The sequence below is a fragment of the Anabaena azotica FACHB-119 genome, from assembly GCF_014697625.1.
GTDB lineage: Bacteria > Cyanobacteriota > Cyanobacteriia > Cyanobacteriales > Nostocaceae > Trichormus > Trichormus azoticus_A.
On sequence record NZ_JACJSG010000021.1, the window covers coordinates 80,362 to 102,542 of the forward strand.

General features: G+C 42.0%; 16 protein-coding genes and 1 pseudogene. 7 read left to right on the plus strand and 10 right to left on the minus strand.

What is annotated here, in order from left to right; all coding sequences use genetic code 11:
• Positions 1-496: 496 nt before the first annotated feature.
• Positions 497-1,489, plus strand: a complete 993-nt coding sequence (locus H6G83_RS16515; RefSeq protein ID WP_190474207.1) for a DUF1517 domain-containing protein — start codon at positions 497-499, stop codon at positions 1,487-1,489.
• 599 nt (positions 1,490-2,088) lie between these two features.
• On the opposite strand, the gene H6G83_RS16520 is transcribed toward H6G83_RS16515, so the two are convergent.
• The 3 genes from H6G83_RS16520 to H6G83_RS16530 all read right to left on the minus strand — a co-directional run bounded on the left by H6G83_RS16520 (position 2,089) and on the right by H6G83_RS16530 (position 5,342).
• Positions 2,089-3,936, minus strand: coding sequence for a bifunctional serine/threonine-protein kinase/formylglycine-generating enzyme family protein (locus tag H6G83_RS16520; RefSeq protein WP_190474216.1), 1,848 nt, complete (start codon positions 3,934-3,936; stop codon positions 2,089-2,091).
• A 342-nt stretch (positions 3,937-4,278) separates the two neighbouring features.
• Positions 4,279-5,079, minus strand: coding sequence for an ABC transporter permease (locus tag H6G83_RS16525; protein ID WP_190474219.1), 801 nt, complete (start codon positions 5,077-5,079; stop codon positions 4,279-4,281).
• A gap of 77 nt (positions 5,080-5,156) precedes the next feature.
• Positions 5,157-5,342 (minus strand): hypothetical protein, encoded by a 186-nt coding sequence (locus H6G83_RS16530; protein WP_190474220.1) that lies wholly within the window; start codon positions 5,340-5,342, stop codon positions 5,157-5,159.
• Positions 5,343-5,810: 468 nt separating this feature from the next.
• On the opposite strand from H6G83_RS16530, the gene H6G83_RS16535 reads away from it, so the two are divergent.
• The 3 genes from H6G83_RS16535 (at position 5,811) to H6G83_RS16545 (ending at position 7,349) form a co-directional block, all read left to right on the plus strand.
• Positions 5,811-6,320, plus strand: coding sequence for a pentapeptide repeat-containing protein (locus H6G83_RS16535; RefSeq protein WP_190474222.1), 510 nt, complete (start codon positions 5,811-5,813; stop codon positions 6,318-6,320).
• Between the two features lie 439 nt (positions 6,321-6,759).
• Positions 6,760-6,993 (plus strand): hypothetical protein, encoded by a 234-nt coding sequence (locus tag H6G83_RS16540; RefSeq protein WP_190474224.1) that lies wholly within the window; start codon positions 6,760-6,762, stop codon positions 6,991-6,993.
• Positions 6,987-7,349, plus strand: a complete 363-nt coding sequence (locus tag H6G83_RS16545) for a type II toxin-antitoxin system PemK/MazF family toxin (RefSeq protein ID WP_190474226.1) — start codon at positions 6,987-6,989, stop codon at positions 7,347-7,349. Before H6G83_RS16540 ends, H6G83_RS16545 begins: the two co-directional genes overlap by 7 nt.
• A 4-nt stretch (positions 7,350-7,353) precedes the next feature.
• Here H6G83_RS16545 and H6G83_RS16550 read toward each other — a convergent pair whose 3' ends face one another.
• Complete coding sequence (locus H6G83_RS16550; RefSeq protein WP_190474227.1) at positions 7,354-9,129, minus strand: SWIM zinc finger family protein; 1,776 nt, start codon at positions 9,127-9,129, stop codon at positions 7,354-7,356.
• A gap of 121 nt (positions 9,130-9,250) precedes the next feature.
• A pseudogene (locus H6G83_RS16555) lies at positions 9,251-12,538 on the minus strand (ATP-binding protein); the annotation flags it as partial.
• 632 nt (positions 12,539-13,170) lie between these two features.
• On the opposite strand from H6G83_RS16555, the gene H6G83_RS16560 reads away from it, so the two are divergent.
• Entirely contained in the window at positions 13,171-14,001 is an 831-nt protein-coding gene (locus H6G83_RS16560; RefSeq protein WP_190474229.1) for a squalene/phytoene synthase family protein, read from the plus strand.
• Positions 14,002-14,059: 58 nt separating this feature from the next.
• Here H6G83_RS16560 and H6G83_RS16565 read toward each other — a convergent pair whose 3' ends face one another.
• Together H6G83_RS16565 and H6G83_RS35380 are read right to left on the minus strand one after the other, a co-directional pair.
• On the minus strand, positions 14,060-14,833 hold the full coding sequence (locus H6G83_RS16565) for an RDD family protein (protein ID WP_190474230.1): 774 nt from the start codon (positions 14,831-14,833) through the stop codon (positions 14,060-14,062).
• A 57-nt stretch (positions 14,834-14,890) separates the two neighbouring features.
• Entirely contained in the window at positions 14,891-15,856 is a 966-nt protein-coding gene (locus H6G83_RS35380) for a DUF975 domain-containing protein (RefSeq protein ID WP_242044635.1), read from the minus strand.
• 81 nt (positions 15,857-15,937) lie between these two features.
• Between H6G83_RS35380 and H6G83_RS16575 the strand changes: the two genes are divergently transcribed.
• Positions 15,938-16,903, plus strand: coding sequence for a stage II sporulation protein M (locus H6G83_RS16575; RefSeq protein WP_190474232.1), 966 nt, complete (start codon positions 15,938-15,940; stop codon positions 16,901-16,903).
• A gap of 213 nt (positions 16,904-17,116) precedes the next feature.
• The gene (locus H6G83_RS16580) at positions 17,117-17,584 is read left to right on the plus strand and encodes an Hsp20/alpha crystallin family protein (protein ID WP_190474234.1); all 468 of its coding nucleotides are present in this window, start codon (positions 17,117-17,119) and stop codon (positions 17,582-17,584) included.
• A 745-nt stretch (positions 17,585-18,329) separates the two neighbouring features.
• Here H6G83_RS16580 and H6G83_RS16585 read toward each other — a convergent pair.
• The 3 genes from H6G83_RS16585 to H6G83_RS16595 all read right to left on the minus strand — a co-directional run bounded on the left by H6G83_RS16585 (position 18,330) and on the right by H6G83_RS16595 (position 22,099).
• On the minus strand, positions 18,330-19,196 hold the full coding sequence (locus H6G83_RS16585) for an isocitrate lyase/PEP mutase family protein (RefSeq protein ID WP_190474236.1): 867 nt from the start codon (positions 19,194-19,196) through the stop codon (positions 18,330-18,332).
• 370 nt (positions 19,197-19,566) lie between these two features.
• Complete coding sequence (locus H6G83_RS16590; protein ID WP_190474238.1) at positions 19,567-20,979, minus strand: aldehyde dehydrogenase family protein; 1,413 nt, start codon at positions 20,977-20,979, stop codon at positions 19,567-19,569.
• Positions 20,980-21,058: 79 nt separating this feature from the next.
• Positions 21,059-22,099, minus strand: a complete 1,041-nt coding sequence (locus H6G83_RS16595; RefSeq protein ID WP_190474241.1) for a nitrilase-related carbon-nitrogen hydrolase — start codon at positions 22,097-22,099, stop codon at positions 21,059-21,061.
• Positions 22,100-22,181 lie beyond the last annotated feature (82 nt).

A 22,181-nucleotide genomic window follows, 5' to 3' on the forward strand; every position in this document is an offset into this window, starting at 1 on the left:
AAACTTCCTTGTTAAAATAATATCTTAAGTACATTAAAATATCATGCCAAAATGCCCTATAGGGTAAAATAGTTGCATTTGATGTCAGATTATGACACTTGCGTAAGTCTTAAGAACATACATATAAGTAGGAAGACGCAAATAAACTACACCACAAAAGTTTTAGTCAAACAGCTAAAAACCTCCTACCCCTGGTTGGTGAGCGTAGCCGCACCACTGCCTTAACCTCTCTGTAATTATTAATTCATGCCAAAGTTCCCTGGAAGGGGATAACTTTCGAGGTACGGTTATCTACTACAGAAATCCCTCCCTGGTTTGCTGCCTAGCCAGAACAAGACGCGGTAGATTGAATATGTAGCCAAAAAAGTACACCGAGCTACTGTCAATCTTAAAACTTGCGCTCTTTGATACTGGCTGGCATCACATCAGCACTGCAATGCTTCCACCAAAAGATAAGAATTAAATAAGTAATACTGTTTTTCGAGCGAATGTGACTATGCCTAAAAAACTACTACAAACTATCAAACCTGTGTTAAAAACTGTCTTTACCCTGGGACTAGTGTTGGTTTTGGCTTTGGGACAAGCCGATGGCGCATTAGCAGCTCGCAGTGGTGGACGAATTGGTGGTGGTTCCTTTAGAGCGCCTTCTAGCCGCACTTATGCACCTCCTGGTGGTGGATATGGCGGTGGATACGGTGGTGGATATGGTTATGCACCTTACCCTGGTGGCGGCGGCTTTGGTTTCCCCTTCTTGCTGCCTTTTTGGGGTATCGGGGGAGGATTTAGCGGTTTATTTGGTATTTTAATATTTTTTGCGATCGCTAACTTCCTACTCCAAGCTTTCCGTCGCGTCTCCAGTGGTGAAGCAGGCGAAGATGTTGGTTACAGCAGCAACCCCACAGTAACAGTATCTCGCTTGCAAGTCGGTTTGTTAGCTCAAGCGCGAGATTTGCAACCAGAACTTAACCACATCGCTGAAACGGCTGATACCAACTCCCCCGCAGGACGTGCAGAAGTGCTGCAAGAAGCTAGCCTAGCTTTGCTACGTCACCCTGAATATTGGGTATATGCGGGTGCTGGTACACAACAAGCCAAGTTAAATGCGGCGGAGTCTCAATTTAACCGCCTAGCTTTAGCAGAACGCAGTAAGTTCACCGAAGAAACCTTATCTAACGTCAACAACCAGTTAAAAGCAGCGCGTACCCAAGATGCTTTACCTGGGGCTGATGAAATAGATAACCCAACCCGTCTAATTACTGAAGGCCCTGGCGAATATATTATTGTCACCCTCTTGGCGGCGACATTGGGTAAGGTTGAACTCCCAGCCGTTAACAGCGCTGATGACTTGCGCCAAGCTTTACGGCAAATTGGTAGTCTTCCAGCAGAACAACTTCTAGCAATTGAGGTGTTATGGACTCCCCAAGCTGAAGGCGATACTCTCACTTCTGATGATTTATTTGCTGAGTATCCTGATTTGAAGTTGGTTTAAGTCTAACTTAACTAATTTGATCCAGCATTGTGCCATAGGTACAATGCTTTTCATTAATCGTAGTGGCGTGACCGGGCTAAAATGTTGCAAAAAATTTTCTTGTGGTGTAGGCATCTTGCCTGCACTGGACGGGCAAGATGCCCATCCCACAAGAGTTTTCTAATGCACAAATTTAGTCTAGACATTCCACTAGTGGACTGGCAAGGCTAAAATGTGGCAATAGGTTTGGATAAATTTGAACGCAGATGAACGCAGATGAACGCAGATGAACAAGATGATAGATTTTTCGCTAATGCACAAGTTTAGGCTTGCCACGCCACTAGTGGACTGGCAAGGCTAAAATGTGGCAATAGGTTTGGATAAATTTGAACGCAGATGAACGCAGATGATCGCAGATGAACAAGATGATAGATTTTTCGCTAATGCACAAGTTTAGGCTTGCCACGCCACTAGTGGACTGTCTAGCCTAAAATGTGGCAATAGATTTGAAAAAATTGAACGCAGATGAACGCAGATGATCGCAGATGATTAAAATGTTAGATGTTGGTTAATGCACAAGTTTAGTCTAGACAGTCCAGTAGGGTGGGCAGTGCAGCGCCTTATCGTACAGAAAAAACAACGCGAAAGCCGCATATCCTCAAACCGCCATCCGACTCGTTCCAACTGCGGCTGGCGCTGCGACAGAGTTCAGCGCTAAAGTTCCAAGAACCACCACGCAATACTCGACGATAGATATCACCGCCTTCTGACCACACAGTACCATCGGTTGGTGCGCCATGATAGTTAATATGCCAAGGGTCAGCGCACCATTCCCACACTAGCCCGTGCATATCATACAAGCCAAAGGCGTTGGCTATGCGGAAACTGCCAACATCTGTGGTTTCTTTACGATATCTAGTTTTCGCTTCCATATTTTGACTCTCAGCGTCGCTAAAGTTAGCTAACTCAGAAGTCAGCGCTTCGCCAAAATGGAATGCGGTGGTAGTTCCCGCACGACAAGCATATTCCCATTCAGCTTCGCTGGGTAGGCGATATTCCCTTCCCGTTTTCTGGGATAGTCTGGCACAAAATTCTAAAGCTTCGTGCCAAGAAACGTTTTCTACTGGTCGATTTTGTCCTTTATATTTGGAAGGGTAGGGATTTAAGGCTTGTTTGATTTTGGGTAAGCCAGCAACAGCACGCCATTGTGCTTGTGTTACTGGATATTTTCCCATGAAAAAGGGTGCGATCGCCACTTGATGTTGGGGGCGTTCGTCCGCATCTCCTTCAAAGTTGGGTGAACCCATCAGGTATGCACCGCCGGGAATTGACACCATTTCCAAGGTGATGTCTTTATTTAATTCTTCTACCAGATATTTGGCTTGGCTGCGATCGCGGTTTACCACTCTCCCGCCTGTATCTACCGTAATTACTTCAAACTCAAAGGTTTGTAAGGGAGGTAAGGGTAGTTGAGTTTTCTGTATAACTGGTGCGGCTGGAATTAATGTTGGTTGAGTAGTTGGTATTTGGGTTTCGACAATAATATTTGTAGATACTTTTAAATCATGGAGAACTTCTGTGGCTGATTGATATCTTTCGCTAGGTAAATGTTTCAGCAATTTATCTAAAATTCGACTTAAATCTTCGCTGACAATGACACCTTTTTGCTGTAAATGTTCTTGCCACAACCATTTACCATTCATCGGATCATAAATCTGATCATCAAAATTTCCATAACTATTATGTTGTGGTAAACATTGCGTTAGCAACCTGACACAAGTCACACCCAAAGCATATAAATCACTAGCATGACAAGCAAACCCTGCCATTTGTTCTGTGGGTGCATAGCCAAGGGTATAAATAGCTGTTGCTTGTCTAGCGATACTCGTTTGTGTGACTTGTTTTGCTCCCCCAAAATCAATTAATACTAATTTGCCATCACTATCACGCCGGATAATATTTTCCGGTTTGATGTCACGGTGAATGACGTTATTCTGATGAATAAAATCGAGAACTGGTAATAAGTCAGTTAACAGTTGTCGGACTTTTGCTTCTGTGAAAGCTGCTTGCTGGACTTCTTGTAAAAGAGTTAATCCTTTAATAAACTCTTGCACAAGATATAAGCTGGAAGCTTGTTCAAAGTAAGCTAATAATCGCGGTATTTGACTGTGATTTTCACCCAGTTCATACAAGTGAAAAGCTTCTTCTTTAAAAAACTCTGCGGCTTTAGAGCGTTGTCCAGTTCCTTGAACTTGTGGGAAGAACTGTTTGATGACACAAGGCGCATCTAGTCTATCAGCGTCTTCGGCGGCGTAGGTTTTGCTAAACCCACCTTCACCTAATAATCCTAGTACGCGGTAGCGATTTCTTAGTAGTTTGCCGAAGTTGCTTTGTCCGCAACTCATGCAAAATCTATAGCCATCAGAATTGAATGGGTTTGAGCAATTGGGATTTTGGCAGATTTGCATAATGAAGGGATAATAGCATCATGTCCAAACTTAGCCCCAATATTAACAAATTGAACAGCAATATCTAGACAATTAAATATTAACTATTTTCATCTGTATGAATATTTCCAGGGCTGATACAGATGAAATTATTTAGTAATTCTGTTACTCTTTGATTAAGGTATGGTTTGAATATGAAGTTTGTAGTGAGCTATTTATTTCTCAGAATAAAGATGTGCAGGACTAAAGTCCTTACTACAAACTTTTATTTACCTACTGGGTATGTAAGAGTTAACAGCTATTCCTGACATAAATAATAATATAATTCAATGATTGGATTTGTCAAGTTTGTTTAGATTTTGTTTATTTCTTTTCTCCTAATGAACGAACTGATTCTGCTATTAAGGCAATAATTGCTGATGTGAAAATTAACAAGACACTGAGGGCATTAATATCAGGTTTTACGCCACTTCTAATCCTACTAAATATTTCCATTGGTAAAGTGTTGTAACCACTACCTGATGTAAAACTGGCAATGAGAAAGTCATCTAGGCTGAGGACGAAGGCTAGTAGACAGCCGGCAATAATTCCCGGCATTAATTGGGGAAGTAATACTTGTATAAATGCTTGTATTGGTGTAGCACCTAAATCGAGTGCGGCTTCTTCTAAGTGGGGGTCTAAATTTGTGAGTCGGGATGAGACAACTAAACCGATATAAGCTAGACAAAATACTACATGGGCTGCCACAATTGTCCATAAACTCAGGGGAATGGCGAAAGTGGCGAGGAAGACAAGGGTGGCAACTGCGATCGCAATATCGGGAATAATTAACGGTAGGTAAGCCACACCTTGGTACAACTTCTTTCCAGGGAAACGATAACGTGCCAAACCTACCGCCATTAAGGTTCCCAAAACGGCGGAAATACTCACAGCACAAACAGCAACGAGCAAACTATTTTTCAAAGCTGATAAGATGCGATCGTCACTTAATAATTTGTAATACCAATCAAGAGTGAAGCCTTGCCAAGTTGCACTATATGGTGATTGATTGAAGCTATAAAATCCTAGTACCAAGATAGGTAGGTACATCAATAAAAATATAATTACGGAGAAAACCGCCTGCCATGAGAACAAGCGGTTTTTTTGCGGAGGAGAAATATTCACGTTTTTACTATTTATAGTATTAACAAGTCTAAAATATATGCGACTAAATAGTAAACGTCAATATTAGAGTTGATTTATCAAGTAAAGCTTAAATTGTAGTGGCGTGGCAAGCCTAAACTTGTGCATAGCGCGAAAAATCTATCATCTTGTTCATCTGCGTACCCTGCGGGTACTCTGCGAGAACGCTTGCGCGAACGCGGTAGCGTTGCCAAGCATTGGCTGCGCCAACATCTGCGTTCAAATTTATCCAAACCTATTGCCACATTTTAGCCTTGCCAGTCCAGTAGTAGCGTGGCAAGCTTAAAATAGTGCAATAAAATTTTCTTTTATCTCTGTGCCTCTGTGCCTCTGTGGTTAATTAATGCACTACTTTAGTCTTGCCACGCCAGTAGGGTGGGCATTGCCCACCAAAACCATAATACGGTGGGCAATGCCCACCCTACGTATCTAATACCAATTTGCAAAAAGAAGGCGACAAATACGTGGGTAGGGGCGCACAGATGTGCGCCCCTACAGATAATCGATTTGTTGCCCAGATTTTTTGAACTGATATAAGTAGGTCAGCGTGAATATGTATTGTTGGGATAAGGCTGGAGAGCCTCTGAGGTCAACCCAACAAACAATTGAGCTTTCATTAATTGAACTTATCAAAACCAATAAAAAAAATGTTTGATTTTATCAATCAATTTCTTTAAATTGAGAAATCAAAGCAACAAAGCCGTCACAATCTTATGAAAAAATCAATTTCCCAAACTTTAACTAACTTGATATTAACTACAGTATGTATGGTACTTGTAGTCGCATTTTCTCTAGTTGGTCAACCCAGCGCTAGCGCTCAAACAGAAACACCATCCATAACTACACAACCTGCACCGGCTCCTATCACATCTGTAGCTGAGAACGTCAGACGTTTACTAACAACTAACGAATGTGTAAGTTGCAATCTTATAGGAGCAACCCTGAAAGATACTAATTTGGCTGCTGCTAATTTAGAGAATGCTAACTTACAAAATGCTGACTTAGAGAGAGCAATTTTACAAGGCTCTAATCTACGAGGTGCGAATTTACAAGGTGCAGATTTGGGCAAAGCCAGCATTATAGGAGCTAATTTAGAAGGAGCAAACCTCTATGATGCAGACTTGGAGAAAGCTAATCTCACAAATGCAAATTTATTAGGAGCAAACCTCACTGGTGCAGATTTAGAAGACTCAATTAACCCCCAAGGAATTATTGTTCAGTAGTAGATAATTCATACTTGATTTTTAGGCATTGCTGAATCAAAGGATGATTGTGAGATAGGCATCATGAGCGTTCCATAAATACAAGGAAGCATGATGGCTATCTCACAAAACTATTAAAATCATCCTATATTTATACAATGTCTAATTTTCACTTAATAGAAACTTTCACTATAAGTACGCGGTCGAATATAAAACAAACTATGTTAAGTAGTGTAAATTTATTACAATTGGTTTCGTAGTAAGGACTTTAGTCCTTTTTTGAGGACTGAAGTCCTTACTACAAACCTTGATTTATTTAGTCCGTTCTATTTACAGCAGTTTCGCTATTCGTGAAATACTGTAGAGAGCGCCTGGAAGTAGAGTGATGTATTGGAGATACTGCTAAATTACCGGAAACAGAGTATCTTAGAAATAAAATCACGGCTAAAAAGCATTCATTATGACAGCACATGACGAAGCCATTGCCAAACTTCGCTTACTTCCAGAGTCTCTAGTGCAAGAGGTAAGTAATTTTATAGATTTCCTTGTTTGGAAATCTAGCAGTGAAGACTCCTCATCATCATGGCTAAAGTCTAGGGAATCTTTAGAGTTAGTGGAATCGGATTTTTCTGATTACTTATCTAACTTAGAAGACTATGAGAATCGCCTAGATCGTGGGGAAATTAAATGGTAGATATTACAAGAGGGGATGTAGTTCTGTGTGATTTAAATCCAGTTGTGGGAACAGAACAAGCAGGAATTAGACCTGCTGTAATTCTACAAATTGATCAAGCTAACGCTGTTAGTCCTCATACTATTATCGCACCTTTCACTTCAAAAATCCGCCGAGCTATTTTACCATCTCATGTATTTATTCCTGCTGGAGTAGGTGGATTAAGTCAAAATTCCGTTGTACTTTGTGAACAGATTCGAGCCATTGATAAATCGAGAATCATCAAAGTTATTGGTCATTTAGAACAAAACTATCAAGAGCAATTGGAATTGGCATTGTGTACTATTCTTGGCATAAAAATTAACAACAATATTTAATTTATCACTCCAACCCCTGTTCTTTGAACATTGTCATTAATTTGCGTTTACGGGCGTGGACTTCTATTAACTTTTCTCGATATTTTAACCAATCTGCTTGTCTACCCGATTTGATGTAAGCAGCACGTACTTTTTTCAGCCACTTTATGGCATCATCATAATATTCTGCCTTGCCCTCATCCATGATTCTTTCAGCACGGCGACGGGCGTTAGCTATTACCCAGTCTGGGTTATGAGATACAGCCGCTTCCATGACTCTGTGAATTAGGGCTGAATTATAAGAACTGAGTTCGGTAACGGTGGAAATAGCATCTTCAATTAGTCCTTCATATAAAAATATATCCACTTTGGCTGACTCTACTCCCCAACTCCTAGAGGTGCGGATAATTCTTAACAACTCTGTTTTGATACCTTCCCACTTTTCCCCCGCTAGTTCTGCTATCCTTTGGTAATCGACGAAGCAGGGTTTGACTTGAAAAGCGGCCATGAGTGCGGGTAAAGCGGCTTGAGGATGTCCTAACGCCTCGGCTAAATCGCTTGTCCAAATGCCTAATTCATACTGACAACTTCCAGGTAAACTAAATCCAGTTTGGGCTATATCTAATGCTTCTGCTAATGAACCTTGTTCAGCTAGGGTTTTGGCTAGAGCAAAAGCATCTTCAATCGATTTCATTTGGGTTTGTGCTGCGGCTAAGGCTTCCTCTACCCTGCCTAAGCGCCCCAACATGGTTAAATATTCTTGGGTTTGTCCTTCGGCTTGGGCTAAATACAGATATTCTTGGTAACGTTGTTGACGTTCGAGGATTTTTAGGCGAATTAATGCTAAATCATCGGCGTAGTTGGGTATTTCTTGTCCCCATACACCCATTTCGCTGATATTCCCTTGGAGGACTCGCAACAATGGCGGATAGTCCCAGCCTTGACGCAAAGCATCTAAGGTCATGCTGAAGTCAGCATTCCATTCATCTTGCCAAACTTCTAAACTAACTTGGATGTCAACCTTTTCTTCTGCTGTGAGTTCCGCACAAAGGATGACTTCACACCAAGCTAGATTTAATTCCCAGGCAATTTCATCATTGTCAGCACCATATTCTAATACCTCATCCCAATTTTGCACACAGGTAGAGGTAATGGCTTCCAGAGAGGCGATCGCATTATCACTCTGGCCTTGTTGAGAAAATTCTACGGCAGTTTGCACCAAACTAAACAAATCTTCTGTTATGGGGTCTTCCTCGTATCCTTCCTCAAAATAGCGCACTGCATCTCGCAAAATCTGCTTGACTTGTCCGCGAATTGCTGCTAAATCTACACTAACTTGCCGTCCAGGTTTTGTAGATATCGGTTTGGGTATAGGATTAGTCATCCAGCTAACGTGCTGATCAATGACATCAATTAGTTGGGGTTGTTCTGCTACTAATTCCTGTATCAGCCTTTGAGTCTGGACATAATCCAAGCGATCTAGTAACTTTTCCAGGGTAGGACGCTGTTCAATAATTTCTGGCTGTCTTGTGGTCACAAGTATTGTGGCGACAATATGCTTACACCAACCATCTAAATTGTAAGCACAAGTACACTTAGCCGTAGTTATACCTTTGTCATCAAAATTTACAGTCACCCGATAAGGTAAGCGTTCATTACCCTCAACCTCTGCCTGTATCTGCTGACCACGTTGAGTAATTGTAGTTACAGCACCCGCTTCAAAATAAGCCTCTCCGCGTTGGAAAGATTTAGCGTTAGCGTAACGACGAACTGTAAATTCACTGATTTGGGGTAGAGACATTGAGCGATCGCCTGCAAAAATGCTATGCGTGGATTTATTTTAAATCAAGCTTAGGTGTTCTGTTCCATGAATGCAATTATTAAAGGAGAAGCTTGCCCAATCCCTAGCCTCTCATCTCTCATCAACTACGTTTAATCAAGCTAGCGACGACTGTAGCCAATTCTGCGGGTTCGATAGGTTTAGGTAAATGTAGCTGGAATCCTGCTTGAATGGCTCTGGTTCTATCCTCGGCTCTAGCATAAGCTGTTAAGGCGGCGGCGGGAATATTTCCCCCTTGTTCTGGAGGTAAGGAGCGCAGTTGGCGAATTAAAGAGTAGCCATCTTCTTGGGGCATACCTATATCACTTACCAAAACATCTGGTTTCCACTGGGGAATTATTTGTAATGCTGCTCGTACTGTTGCTACTGCTTTGACTTCGGCTTGGCATTGTTTTAACACTGTGGCGATGAAATCACGAGAATCAGACTCATCATCTACCACCAGTACCCGCACCCCCGCTAATGAAGGACAAGCGGGCAATAAGGTAGGATTTTCAGCTTGTTGACTGGTTGGCTCGATTGTAACTGCTTTATTTCCCCATAAGATTGGTAATTTGACGGTAAAAGTTGCACCTTGTCCTTCACCTTGACTATGTACATGGACAGTACCCCCATGTAACTCTACTAAATGACGCACAATTGCTAGACCTAAACCCAAACCGCCGTGGGATCTGGTGCTGGAACTATCAGCTTGGCGAAAGCGGTCAAATACGTAAGGCAAAAAGCTCGGATTAATACCAATACCTGTATCAATAACTTGGATTTGGGCGTAGCTATTGGCGATTGATTGGTTTTCTTCGTGATTCAGATTTTTAGTGAGCCTAACTTCTACTTTGCCACGGTCGGGTGTAAATTTAATGGCATTGGTGAGTAAATTCCAAATAATTTGCTGTAAGCGTTCTGGGTCGCCGGAAATTTGTAAAGGTGAGTTTTCTGTCAGGGGATTTTCTAAGGAAAATGTCAATTCAATGTCTTTAGCTTGGGCGGCTAGGCTAATATTTTCAATGGCTGTTTCAATAATAGGAATCAGGTTGCAAGTGCAGACATTAAGACGCAACTTGCCTCTAATCATCCGGGAAATATCTAGTAAATCTTCGATGAGTTTGGTTTGGGTTTTGGCGTTGCGTTCGATTGTCTCTAAGCCTTTGGCTATTTGCGCCTCATTCAGCTTGCGGGATTGCAGCAACTGCGCCCAGCCCAGGATGGCGTTGAGGGGCGATCGCAATTCATGGGATAAAATAGCCAAAAACTCGTCTTTCATGCGATTGGCTTGTGTTAATTGCTCGGTTTGCCGTTGCAGGGAATTAATTAGTTCTACCCGTTCCATAGCGATCGCAATTTGGTCGCAAACCGCCTGCATCATGCCCTTTTGATTTTCGGTGAAATTGGTACGGCTGCGACTGCCAAAGGAAAGTGTCCCCAATAGTCTACCTTGAGCAATTAAGGGGTAAGCGTAATAAGCATTAATCCCCACAGAGCGAATTATTTCTGTGCTGGGATCGGTTGATTGTTGCACATTCTCTACAGCAATGGGACAACGATTTTGGGCAGCTTGACCACACACAGCTTGCCCAAAGCCTAACAACTTGATTTGTTGTGCTAGTTCTCTGGAAATACCTGCATAGGAAGCTAAACGCAATACCTGGGAATTGTCTTCTATTAGATAATTGAAATAAACATCCAGCCCAATTTGCAAGGAAAGTTTCTCAAAGCAACTTTCAATTAGGGCTATTGGTTCTTGACTGGACAACAAATCATTAGCTGTACTAAATAGTAGTTTTAGTCTTTCATAACCCAAAGACAAGGCTTTTTCTGCCTGCTTGATTTGAGTCAAATCTTGAAAAACTAATACACAGGTAGCCGGATAGCCGTGCATGGCTGGTAAGGTATCGGCAAAGATGAGTAAGGATAATACTTGATCTTGAGTATGCCAGTCTACTTCCAATCCTTGTAGGCGTTCTCCCCTAGCCACCCGCACGCCCGGCATCTGGTCGTTGGGAATGCGGTTGCCGTCTGCGTCTGTGAAATAATAAACACTGTGATAATCTTCGGCTGATACACCCCTGGGAAATTTGCCTCCTGCTAATTCATCGGCGGCGCGATTAGCAAAGGTGACTTTTGCTGTTTCTGGTTCAATAAACAACAGTGGTCTGGGCATAAGATTTAAGACATCTTCTAACCATTTTTGCTGGTTTCGCAGTAGTTCCTCTGCCTGTTTGCGTTCTGTAATATCTACAAATGCACCAATACATCCTCTGGTTTTGCCTTCTTCATCAAACAGTGGGCTGATATACTCCAACAACTTGATCGCTTGCCCATTTTCATAAACTATATCCACTTCACAATCTAAAATTTCCACGCCGTGAGCCGCCGAATACTGCATGGGCAATTCTGCTGGTAACAATTCTCGACCATCACGCAAGACTTTAAATGTTGGTCTTTCTCCTTGGGGAGCGCTGAGGGAAGCATTCGCATCTGGGGAAATCTGCAATTGTTTAGCAAAAGCCGGGTTAACTTTAATACTTCTGCACTCTGGGTCTTCTGCTATGCCGATACCAATGGGGATGACTTCTAATAGGGTTTGCAACTCTACAACACGACGCTGTAAATCTTTATTAAGTTGGAGGATTTTCTCTTGTGCTTGTTGGCGTTCGCTTAAGTCTAGGACAAAGGCAACGGCTTCTTCACGTCTTTCTCCCAACAATACAAAACCGACTAATACCGGGATGCGAGTCCCATCTTGGCGGATGTATTCTTTTTGGTAGGGTGTACAAGCTCCTTGGGGATTTGCTTGAGCTTCGGCAATACTTTGTTCATCTAAGTAGAGATACTCTGGCGGTGTGAGGTCATTCCATCTGAGTTTCCCTGCGAGTAAGTCCGCTTGAGAATAACCCACCATCGCCAAAAATGCGTCGTTTGCTTGTTGGATACCCCCGTAAACATCGGCAAACATAATGCCAATAATGTTGGCATCGATGAGGGTTGTCAATTTTTCTTCATAGGCTCGCAATTTTTCCTGAGCGCGATCGCGTTGTTGGCTGAGGAGTTCAATGACTACTGCATTTTGCCAGATGATCACAAAAATGACAATTAAGACGAGTACAAATGCTGTTATTGTCAAAGCTGGGTCATATATTGCCACTCTTTGAGCTTGTGGTATTAACCAACCGAGTAACAGAGGTAAGGCGATCGCAGCTACTAGTAAGCGGCGTGCGATCGTACCCCTATAGCTGTCGCTGAATACTATTTTCATTAGCTCTTGCTCTGCCTATCCAGACAAAATGCCAATACACAGCAATATAAATAATAATGCCCTCTTTTAGGTCATATATGTAGCGTTGGCAATAATTGTGTAAAAAATTTTCACTTTGCAGCTTGCGCCTTCTCTTTACCAATCTTGCGCTTTCCTTGAAAAATTCCCACTAATCAAAACCTTAATTAAAATAATTTAACCCCATATTTTTCAGTTACCTCGGTTATTGCTGCTAAAGAATTTTCTTGTAGAAATTGCTTGTATCAAAATAAAATTTTCACCTTTTTGATAATTGTTCTATAAAATCTTAATAATTTATACTTCGGAATTTACTATGAACTATCAGGTGATTCTGGTATAGTACAGGAGGTTATGATAAGGTATTACGCTCTTAAATTACTCACTTACTCATCAAGGTTAGTTCAGTGCTGAGGTTTAACAGTCAACAGCTAACAAGAAAGGATGTATAAGTTTAGATGGGCAATAGTTTAACATAATTGTTTATTTTTACACCAACAAATTAGGATGCAATATCAACAACAACGCAAATACCTACAGCACAGATGAGATAAAATATATACAATTTTAATAAATTGAAAACTTTGTTAAGTTTGATACAAAAAATTCTTAAAATTTAAGAGCAGTATTAGCGAATTTCCAGTTTTTAAGGTTTAGTCAAAACAATATCCAGTATCATCAAAAAAACTGGTAGTGGGATGTGGTGTAAAAATCAACAGAGGAGTGAAAACATGGATTTACGTAGCGATGCCTTGCAAATCCTCAAAGAAACTAGTCGAACATTTTATATTCCCATTAGTATTTTACCCCCAGGATTACAAGAGGCAGTCGCATCAGCATACTTGTGTATGCGTGCCATAGACGAAATTGAAGACCATCCTAACCTTGATAATCCTACTAAAGCAAAACTGCTACGGGCGATTAGCTTGACGCTACAAGCTGGGGTTGATGGTTTTCCTGTTGATGCCTTCACAGCTGGCTTTAGCGGTTACGAGAATACCTTAGAAGAAGTTACTCTGAGGATTCGAGAATGGTCACTGCTAGCGCCAGAAACAATTGCGCCGCGAATTTGGGATGCGACTGCGGCCATGTCAGACCGGATGGCTTATTGGGCAGTTAATAACTGGCAAGTGCAGACAGAATCTGACTTAGACCGTTATACTTTTGGGGTGGCTGGTGCAGTCGGTTTACTACTTTCAGATTTATGGACTTGGTACGATGGCACACAAACCAACCGGACTTTAGCAATTGGGTTTGGCAGAGGTTTACAAGCAGTGAATATCCTGCGTAACCATGTTGAAGATTTGGGACGTGGAGTCAGCTTCTTTCCTGAAGGTTGGAATACAGCCAATATGCAGGAGTATGCTTTGCGTAATCTTGCCCTAGCAGATGCCTATACCCAAGCGTTACCCGATGGCCCTGCACTCAACTTTTGTCAAATTCCTTTGACATTAGCACATGGCACTATCGACGCGATCGCCAACGGCAAAGAAAAACTCAGCCGTAGCGATGTTATGGCACTGCTGGAACAAATCAACGGTGTGAATTTGAAAGCTGGTTAATCAGTTATCAGTTATCAGTTATCAGTTAACATCACCTGATAACTGATAACTCACACATCTACTCCCCACTTTGTTGATAAGCAAGGTAAACAGCTTCTAAAAAGACATCAGCGCTAGTGGTTGGTAATTTTTCTAAGTGTAGAATTTCTTGAACTTGTTCGGCTAATTTGAGCGATAGGGTGCTTCTGGCTTTGGCGGAAATGGCGCTGCGTCGCTGTAAATACTCACGAATTATAGCAAAATCATCGGGTAATAATACTGATAAATCAGTAATTTGTAGTAACTCTTGATGCAGTGACTTGGCAGCTTCAGAAATATTTAAAGTTGATGAGACTGGGGTTTCGGCTTGAATTACAATTGTACCGGCGACGAAATCACCTAAACGCTTTTCTTGACGACTAATCATAATTAAAAAAAAGCCGATAAACAAAAATTCATCGAAAGGTCGCAATAAAGCACGGAGAGTAGCTTGCTGCATTCCAATTGGTCTGCCATCATCTCGAACTACGCGGATTTTAATAAAGCTTTTACCTGGGGTTTGTCCTTGCCATAGAGTCTCAAAAAAGACAAAGTAGCCAGTGTACATGACAAAGCTAACAATAAATGCGATCGCCACTAGCCAAACAGCCGTCGCCGAACCAAAATTTTCTGTCCACCAGTCTACCAACTGTGCAGAAATCACAGCCCAGGTGAGCAAAAACACCACCCAAGCCACCGCTAAAATCAGATAATCAATTACTAGAGCCAAGGCACGATTACCGATGCCAGCGAGGGTAAATTCCAATTCTACACTTTCTGGGGTGCGGTATTTGACTCGGTTAAATAAGTGCATAAAATTAGGGACTGGGGACTGGGTAATGGGGACTAGGGTAGGTAAAATGACTAATGACTAAATTTCGTTGTCGCGTAACTTCAAGCCTAACCCCTCACGGCGACTACGCAAGTCGTAATAAATTACAGCTTTGATACTTTGCCAGAAGGGGATAAATACTGCACTCACTAATAATGCTATTACAAGTGTCATCAAATACACTATAACAACAGTAGAAATCGCACTTATTGAACCATTGACTACATCTGGCAATGTTCGTGCATAGATTGCTTGGCTTGTGTTTTGAACTAATAACTGTATGATCAGTTGTATAGGTATTGTAATTAAACCAGCTACAAATATTATCAAAACAATACGCCAAGTATTATTTTGACTTAGTTCCCAACTACGGCTAACTGTTGTCACTGGATCAAGGTTATCTTCAATTGCTATGAGAACATCAGCTATAAAAAACTTAGCCATAAACCATAAAACAACAGTTGAGAGCAAAAGTAACATAAGGATACTTATTATTAACCTAACTGGATTTACCGTTTCTACTCCCTGGGAAGCTAGGATAAAAGCGGAGAATATTCCCCAGAATAGAAACAAATTGAAGAAAATAATGAAGAAAATTACAAATAATAAAAGTGAAGTCAGTACAAATGTCCATAACCGAGGACTGACTTGAGCGCGAGCAGCTTGAACCGTTTCTAGTTGATCCACTAATTCGCCAAAGGCTAATCTGGAAATAATTGCCGAATTGACTAAATATTTGCCTAAAGCATACAAAGTAATTATTATGCCAATTACTACTAAAATCAGCCATACCAGAGGGGAATTAGCATTGAAGCGAATGTTCCAGACAACTACTATTGCCGCAGGTATGAAAAACAAGATTGGTAAGAATGACCATAAAGATGCTACTAAAGCCAGTAAGAAATAAGGTTTTAACCGAGAACGGTAAAGACGGACTCCCGCACTAACAACATTTCCTACACTCAGTGGTTGTGTAGGATTGGGAGAACCAAAGTTTCTTGCCATAGATGCAACATTTCCTTGAAATTACGGGGGTGATTTTGAGGCTATCTTAGAGTACGTTCACTTTTAATATTCCCAAAATTTATGAATATTCAACGTTGGGTTGCAAGGCGAGAGTCAAATTGGCAGCGTTTAGATGCTTTGCTACGACAGGTGGAAACAAAGGGACTAAAGTCTCTCAACGCCGCCCAAATTAGAGAGTTAGCTAGTTTATATCGTTCGGTAGCCGCAGATTTAGCCCGCGCCCAGACGCAGCAAGTCGGTAATATTTTGATACAAAATCTCCAATCTTTGACAACTCGTGCTTATACACAGATTTACCAAGGTTCCAGAAGGCAGGAATGGCAAGCGGTAGTTGAATTTTACCGATGGGAACTGCCAAGGGTAATTCGGCAAACATTTGCCTATACTGCTATAGCTACCGCCTTGTTTGTTCTAGGGTTAATAGTTGCTTGGTGGTATGCTTGGCAAGACCCAACATTCATGTCGTTAATCGTACCACAACGTTTAATTTCTCAGGTGCGAGATGAGCATAAATTGTGGATGGGGTCAATAGTGGGGATTGAACCTTTGGCATCTAGTGGGATTATGATTAACAACCTCAAGGTGTCTTTTGGGGCGGTTGCTGGGGGGATTACAGCCGGGGCATTCACAGTTTATATCATGGTATTGAATGGGTTACTCATCGGCGCGATCGCCACTTTGGTAGGACAGAATAACCTAGCTTATCCCTTTTGGGCATTCGTCTTTCCCCACGGTGCTTTAGAATTACCCGCTATCTTTTTCGCTGGTGGGGCTGGGTTGTTATTAGCCAGAGCAATTTTATTTCCGGGTGCATATCGTCGAGGAGATGCCTTAAAATTTTACGGTTCTCAAGCAGTGCAGTTGCTGTTTGGGATTGTGCCATTGTTAGTTATTGCCGGGATTATTGAGGGATTTATCTCCCCTAATCCCCGGATTCCTGACCCTTTAAAGTATTTATTTGGCACAGTGTTATTTATCAGTTTATACACATATTGTAATCGGAAACCGTCATCAGCTAAAAGATAGATTCAGGGATAATTATCTGGGAGTACGGTAATTGCGATCGCCTATGTTCATAGAACCGAACCTACAGGGTTTTTGTCTTGTTCTACTCTTTAAGTAAAGAAGCTAGAGATTAAGCTTTTAAAACTCAAGATTAATTCCTAACCATAACTTTTCGTCATCATAAAAGCTTAAATGGCTTCTGATAATCATATATTGCATTTTTGAGGTGATATTATGGCAATCATGCGCTGGGAACCATTCCGGGAAATTGAACGCTTAGAACCATTCCGCGAAATTGATACCTTGCAACGGCAAATGAACCGCCTATTTGATAGATTAATGCCAACAGATGGCGGTGAAAAAATGGGATTTACATTTGTACCTGCGGCTGAAGTCGAAGAATCTGAAGATGCTGTTCATTTGCGGCTAGAAATCCCTGGTTTAGAAGCAAATGATATTCACGTCGAAGCTAGTCCTGAGTCTATTTCCATTAGCGGTGAACGTAAGTCTGAAACCAAGACTGAAGAAAACGGTATCACTCGTTCTGAGTTTAGATATGGTAAGTTTCAACGAGTAATTCCTCTACCTACTCTGATTCAAAACGATAAGGTAAAAGCTGAGTACAAAAATGGTATCCTTCGTCTAACTTTGCCTAAAGCAGAGTCAGAAAGAAATAAAGTGGTGAAGGTAAATATTGGTTAGACGAAGGTTGTAGAATCCCAAATATACAGCACATTTCATCTGATTGAGGTACAAAAGGGCGGGCAAGATGCCCACCCCACAAGAGTTTTACCATTTATATCTGTACCTCATTTAACTGCAACTTGCTGTAACTAATTATTTTGTAGGGTGGGCATTGCCCACCACTTTTTTCTGGAGAAGAACTTGCTGATATATTAGGAGTTGATGAACAACGAGTCAGAGAGTATGAGGAGACGGATTATCAATGTGCTAGTTTTGTAGAAATACTCGAAGTCAGCACTGCTCTGGGTGTTGAATTTACCTCTGCAACTGTGCAAGTAAATTTTGCAGAAATAGAAGCAGTTAAAAAAAGTGTGGACAAATGGCGCAAAGAAAAGATGAATATTAAAACTAAAGCGTCATAATACTGATTTTTAATCTGACTTTTCACGTTATGTGGAAAAGCTCTCCGTCAGACCTAACCCCCCAGCCCCCTTCCCTTGTAGGGAAGGGGGAGAAATCAAAGCCTCTGGACTTGTAGGAGAGAGGTTTGGAGAGAGGTCTTCCAGATCCCGTGAAAAGTCAGATTTTTAATAAAGATGCGCTTTATTCTTTACGGTAGAGCCTTGTATATCAGTCTCTACATGATTTATTTAGTTAGTAGGGTGCGTCAGTATGAAGATTTTATTGGTGTAGCTAAGATTTTTTGTACTGACGCACCCTACATTTTGGATATTTTTTTATCTGGAATTCTCCCATAGCATTACTACTTTTCCAGAAACTTCTGTTCCATTTGCAGAAATTGGGGAACGCCGACAAGGGTTTGAAAATCTTGAAAGTTAACTATATCTGTGAAATTAGCTGTAGTTCCCTGTTGTTTAATATGAGTTAAACAAGTGGTGAGAGTTTGGGTAACAGCTAATAAACCAGTGAGGGGGAAAAAGACGATTTTAAAGCCTAAATTTTGTAATTCGGCGGCGGAAATTTGCGGAGTTTTGCCACCTTCTACGATATTGGCTACTAGGGGTGTGTGAGGGAAAGCTGCGGCGATCGCTTCTAATTCTGCCACAGATTGGGGTGCTTCCACAAATAGTATATCTGCCCCTGCCTTGATGTAAGCATGACCACGGGCGATCGCTTCTTCTAAACCCAATGGGCCACGGGCATCGGTACGGGCGATAATAACTAAACCACTCTCACCCCGCGCTTCCACGGCGGCGCGAATTTTCAGACTATGTTCCGCTTTGGGTATGACTCGTTTCCCTTCAAAATGACCGCACTTTTTCGGCCATTCTTGGTCTTCCAGCAACACACCCGCCACACCCAACTGTACAGCATCCTTGATAGTCCGCGTCACATTTAACGCATTGCCATAACCAGTATCTAAATCGGCAATTAAGGGAACCGTCACAGACTGTGCAATCCGCCCTACACTATATAACATTTCTGTTGCTGTGAGCAAGCCGTAATCTGGCATACCTAATGTGGATGCAGCGATACCAAAACCACTGGTAGCCACTACATCAAAACCTATATTTTCCGCTAATTTGGCACTTAAGCAATCATAAACACCGGGAATGACAATAATTTCTGGTTTTGCAAGTAACTGCCGTAGTTTTTGGCTGGAAGACATAGAATAATACAAATTAATTAACAGTTTCAGAATACAACAACAGCATAATTCGTAATTAATCAAATTATTATCTTATATGTTTTTATACAAATTTAATATAAAACTGTATAGAATAATTGAACGCAGATGCACGCAGATGCACGCAGATAAATTAATGGATTTTCTAATTGTGTACAGTATCCAATCAGCATATTCTGAGTAAGGACTATAAAACTAACGAGAAAATCATTGTTTCATCCACCCCTACACCCCTACACCCCTACACCCCTACACCCCAAACCAAGGTTTTTGGAACACCAATAAAAAACCTACACCTGTCAGTCTCCCCCATCTCCCCCATCTCCCTCATCTCCCCCATCTCCCCCCTCCCCTACTCAAACCACCAAGGGTCACTAGTTGAGTTGGTTTTAATCAAAAAGGCCTGTTTGCGGGTGAACCGTTTTAATGCGGCTGCACCCATGCGGGAAGCACCCATTCCAGAGAAATTGAAGGCGTTTTTCTCGCCCTCGTGCATCAAGGCAGTCAAAGCGGCATCATTAATACTAATAGCACCCGCCTTTAATTGTCGGGCAATGGCTAGGGCTTCTGCTGCTGTACCAGCGAACACCGCCGCACTCAACCCATATATCGAGTTATTAGCTAAATATATTGCTTCCTCAACCGTAGCAAAGGACATGACTGGCATAATGGGGCCGAAAGTCTCTTCAGTCATGACTTTCATTGAATGGTTAACATTAGTTAACACTGTGGGACGACACCACCAACCCCCACCTAAATCTTCTACTTTACCGCCGCAATGAATTACAGCTCCTTTTTCCACTGCTTCTAAAAGATGATCGTTAATAATACCTGCTTGTCTTTCGGCAATGATAGGGCCGATTTCGCCACTTTCTACGGTAGGATGAGCTAGTTGCAGACGGTGAGCTTTTGCGACTAATTTATGGTAAAAGTCTTCAAATATTGATTCCGCAACATAAATGCGTTCAATAGACAAACAAGATTGTCCAGTATTGACGACTGCACCCCATAAAATAGCTGAGGTGGCTAATTCTATATTAGCTGATTCTAGAACGATCGCCGGATCTTTCCCTCCTAATTCTAAATAAGCGGGGATAAACCGTCTAGCTGCTGCTTGGGCTACTTCTCGTCCCGTAGCTACACTACCTGTAAAACAGACCAAATCGACATAATCAATCAAATTAGCCCCAGTTTCCCCGCCTCCCTCGACAAAGATGAGGACATCGCGCAACTCAGGAACCTCATTCAAGGCTATCAACAACGGCGCGACAAACCGGGGGGCAATTTCACTAGGTTTGACAACCACCGCACAACCCGCCAGCAATGCTGGAATTGTATCTATCATTGATAACAATAGGGGAAAATTCCAGGGACTAATTACCCCCACTAGGGTGTAGGGAACTGTTGTTTGTTGTAAGGAGATAAAAGGGATACTAGTATTTTTGGCAGTTTCTTGTAGTAACTCCGGCGCTAAACCACACCAGCGATCGATACTGTTGACAAAAGAGTCAATTTCTAGTATGGATATAGATAATCTGCCGGTATCATTTACCAAAGCCTCTGTAAGTTGTTCACGCCTAGATAATATAGCTTGTTTCCATTGCTGTATTGCGGCAATTCTCCCTTCCACACCCAAATCTTGCCAACGAGACTGCGCCCGCCGCGCCCGGTTACATTGCTGCGCCAACAACCTCGGCGGCGGTGGTATAATTACATAATCAAATTTTCCCGTCCGTGGATTCCGAACTTCTATTTTTTTGGTCATTTATCAGTTATCAGTTATCAGTTATCAGTTATCAGTTGTTCCTTTTCCCCTTTCCCCTTTCCCCCTTCCCCTTTCCCCATCAAATAATGCCCAACTGCGTTAGGCGTTCAATGGTTTGCTGTTGTGTTTGGATGAAGTATTTGCGGTCTACTTCTTGATTCAGCATAGTGTTTGTGGGGTAAAATTGTGCCTGGCTGTAGCTTTGGGCGTAGAGTGCAAATCTCTGGCGAGAAAGTATATTATTTAACCCTGGTCTGGTGCGATCGCGTCTTAAGGCTGCTAGGTCTATTTCCGCAAATGCTGCCATACTTTCGCCTGTGGTTGTCTCGGCTAAGACAATTCCCCGATGGTCGATAATTTTTGAACCACCATCAGCAGAGGAAATAGGGATGGGAATATTAGCGATGCCAGCAGTATTGGCAGAAACTACGTATGCCATATTCTCGACAGCGCGGGTAATTTTTGCCGCATCTTTGGGGGTGAGGTTTCTGCTGTAAATTTCTGAGGTAGAATGTAAAAAGATTTCTGCCCCCCGCATTGCCAAACATCTCGCTACTTCTGGGTATAAAATTTCTTCTGATGCTAAGGCGGCTAAGTTGCCAATGGCAGTTTTCGCCACAGGAAAAACCCCTTCCAAGCCGTAAATATCCAGGTATTTATCCCAAACATCCCCAGGTGTGGGTGCGAATAATGAATTTAACCGCCGATATCGTAAAATCACTGAGCCAGAAGGGTCGATGACAAAGCAGGTTTGAAAGTATAAACCGGGAAAATGGGGGTCAAGTTCGTAGGCGTTACCAGCTAAAAATATCTGATGTTTCTGGGCTATTTTCCCCAAGGCTGCATATTCAGCACCGTTTATTTCTAAACAAGCTTTTTCTGCCCAAACTGGCAAAGCTTCCCCCATCGGAAAGCCTGTGAGAAAATATTCTGGCAGTACAATTAAACGACAGTCAAACCCAATAAAAGCAATACTCGCCGCAATTTGTTGTGCTAGGCGGCTAATTGTATTTTGCATCATCAACGCCGCTTCTTGGCGATCGCTCGCTTGATTAACTGCATGACAGGTAACTTGCAGCGCCAAAGCCCGGAATGAGTTGAGTTTCTCAGAGTTTGTCATAGGTGAGGGACAGTTGACAGTTGACAGTTGACAGTTATCAGTTATCAGTTGACAGTTATCAGTTGACAGTTATCAGTGGACT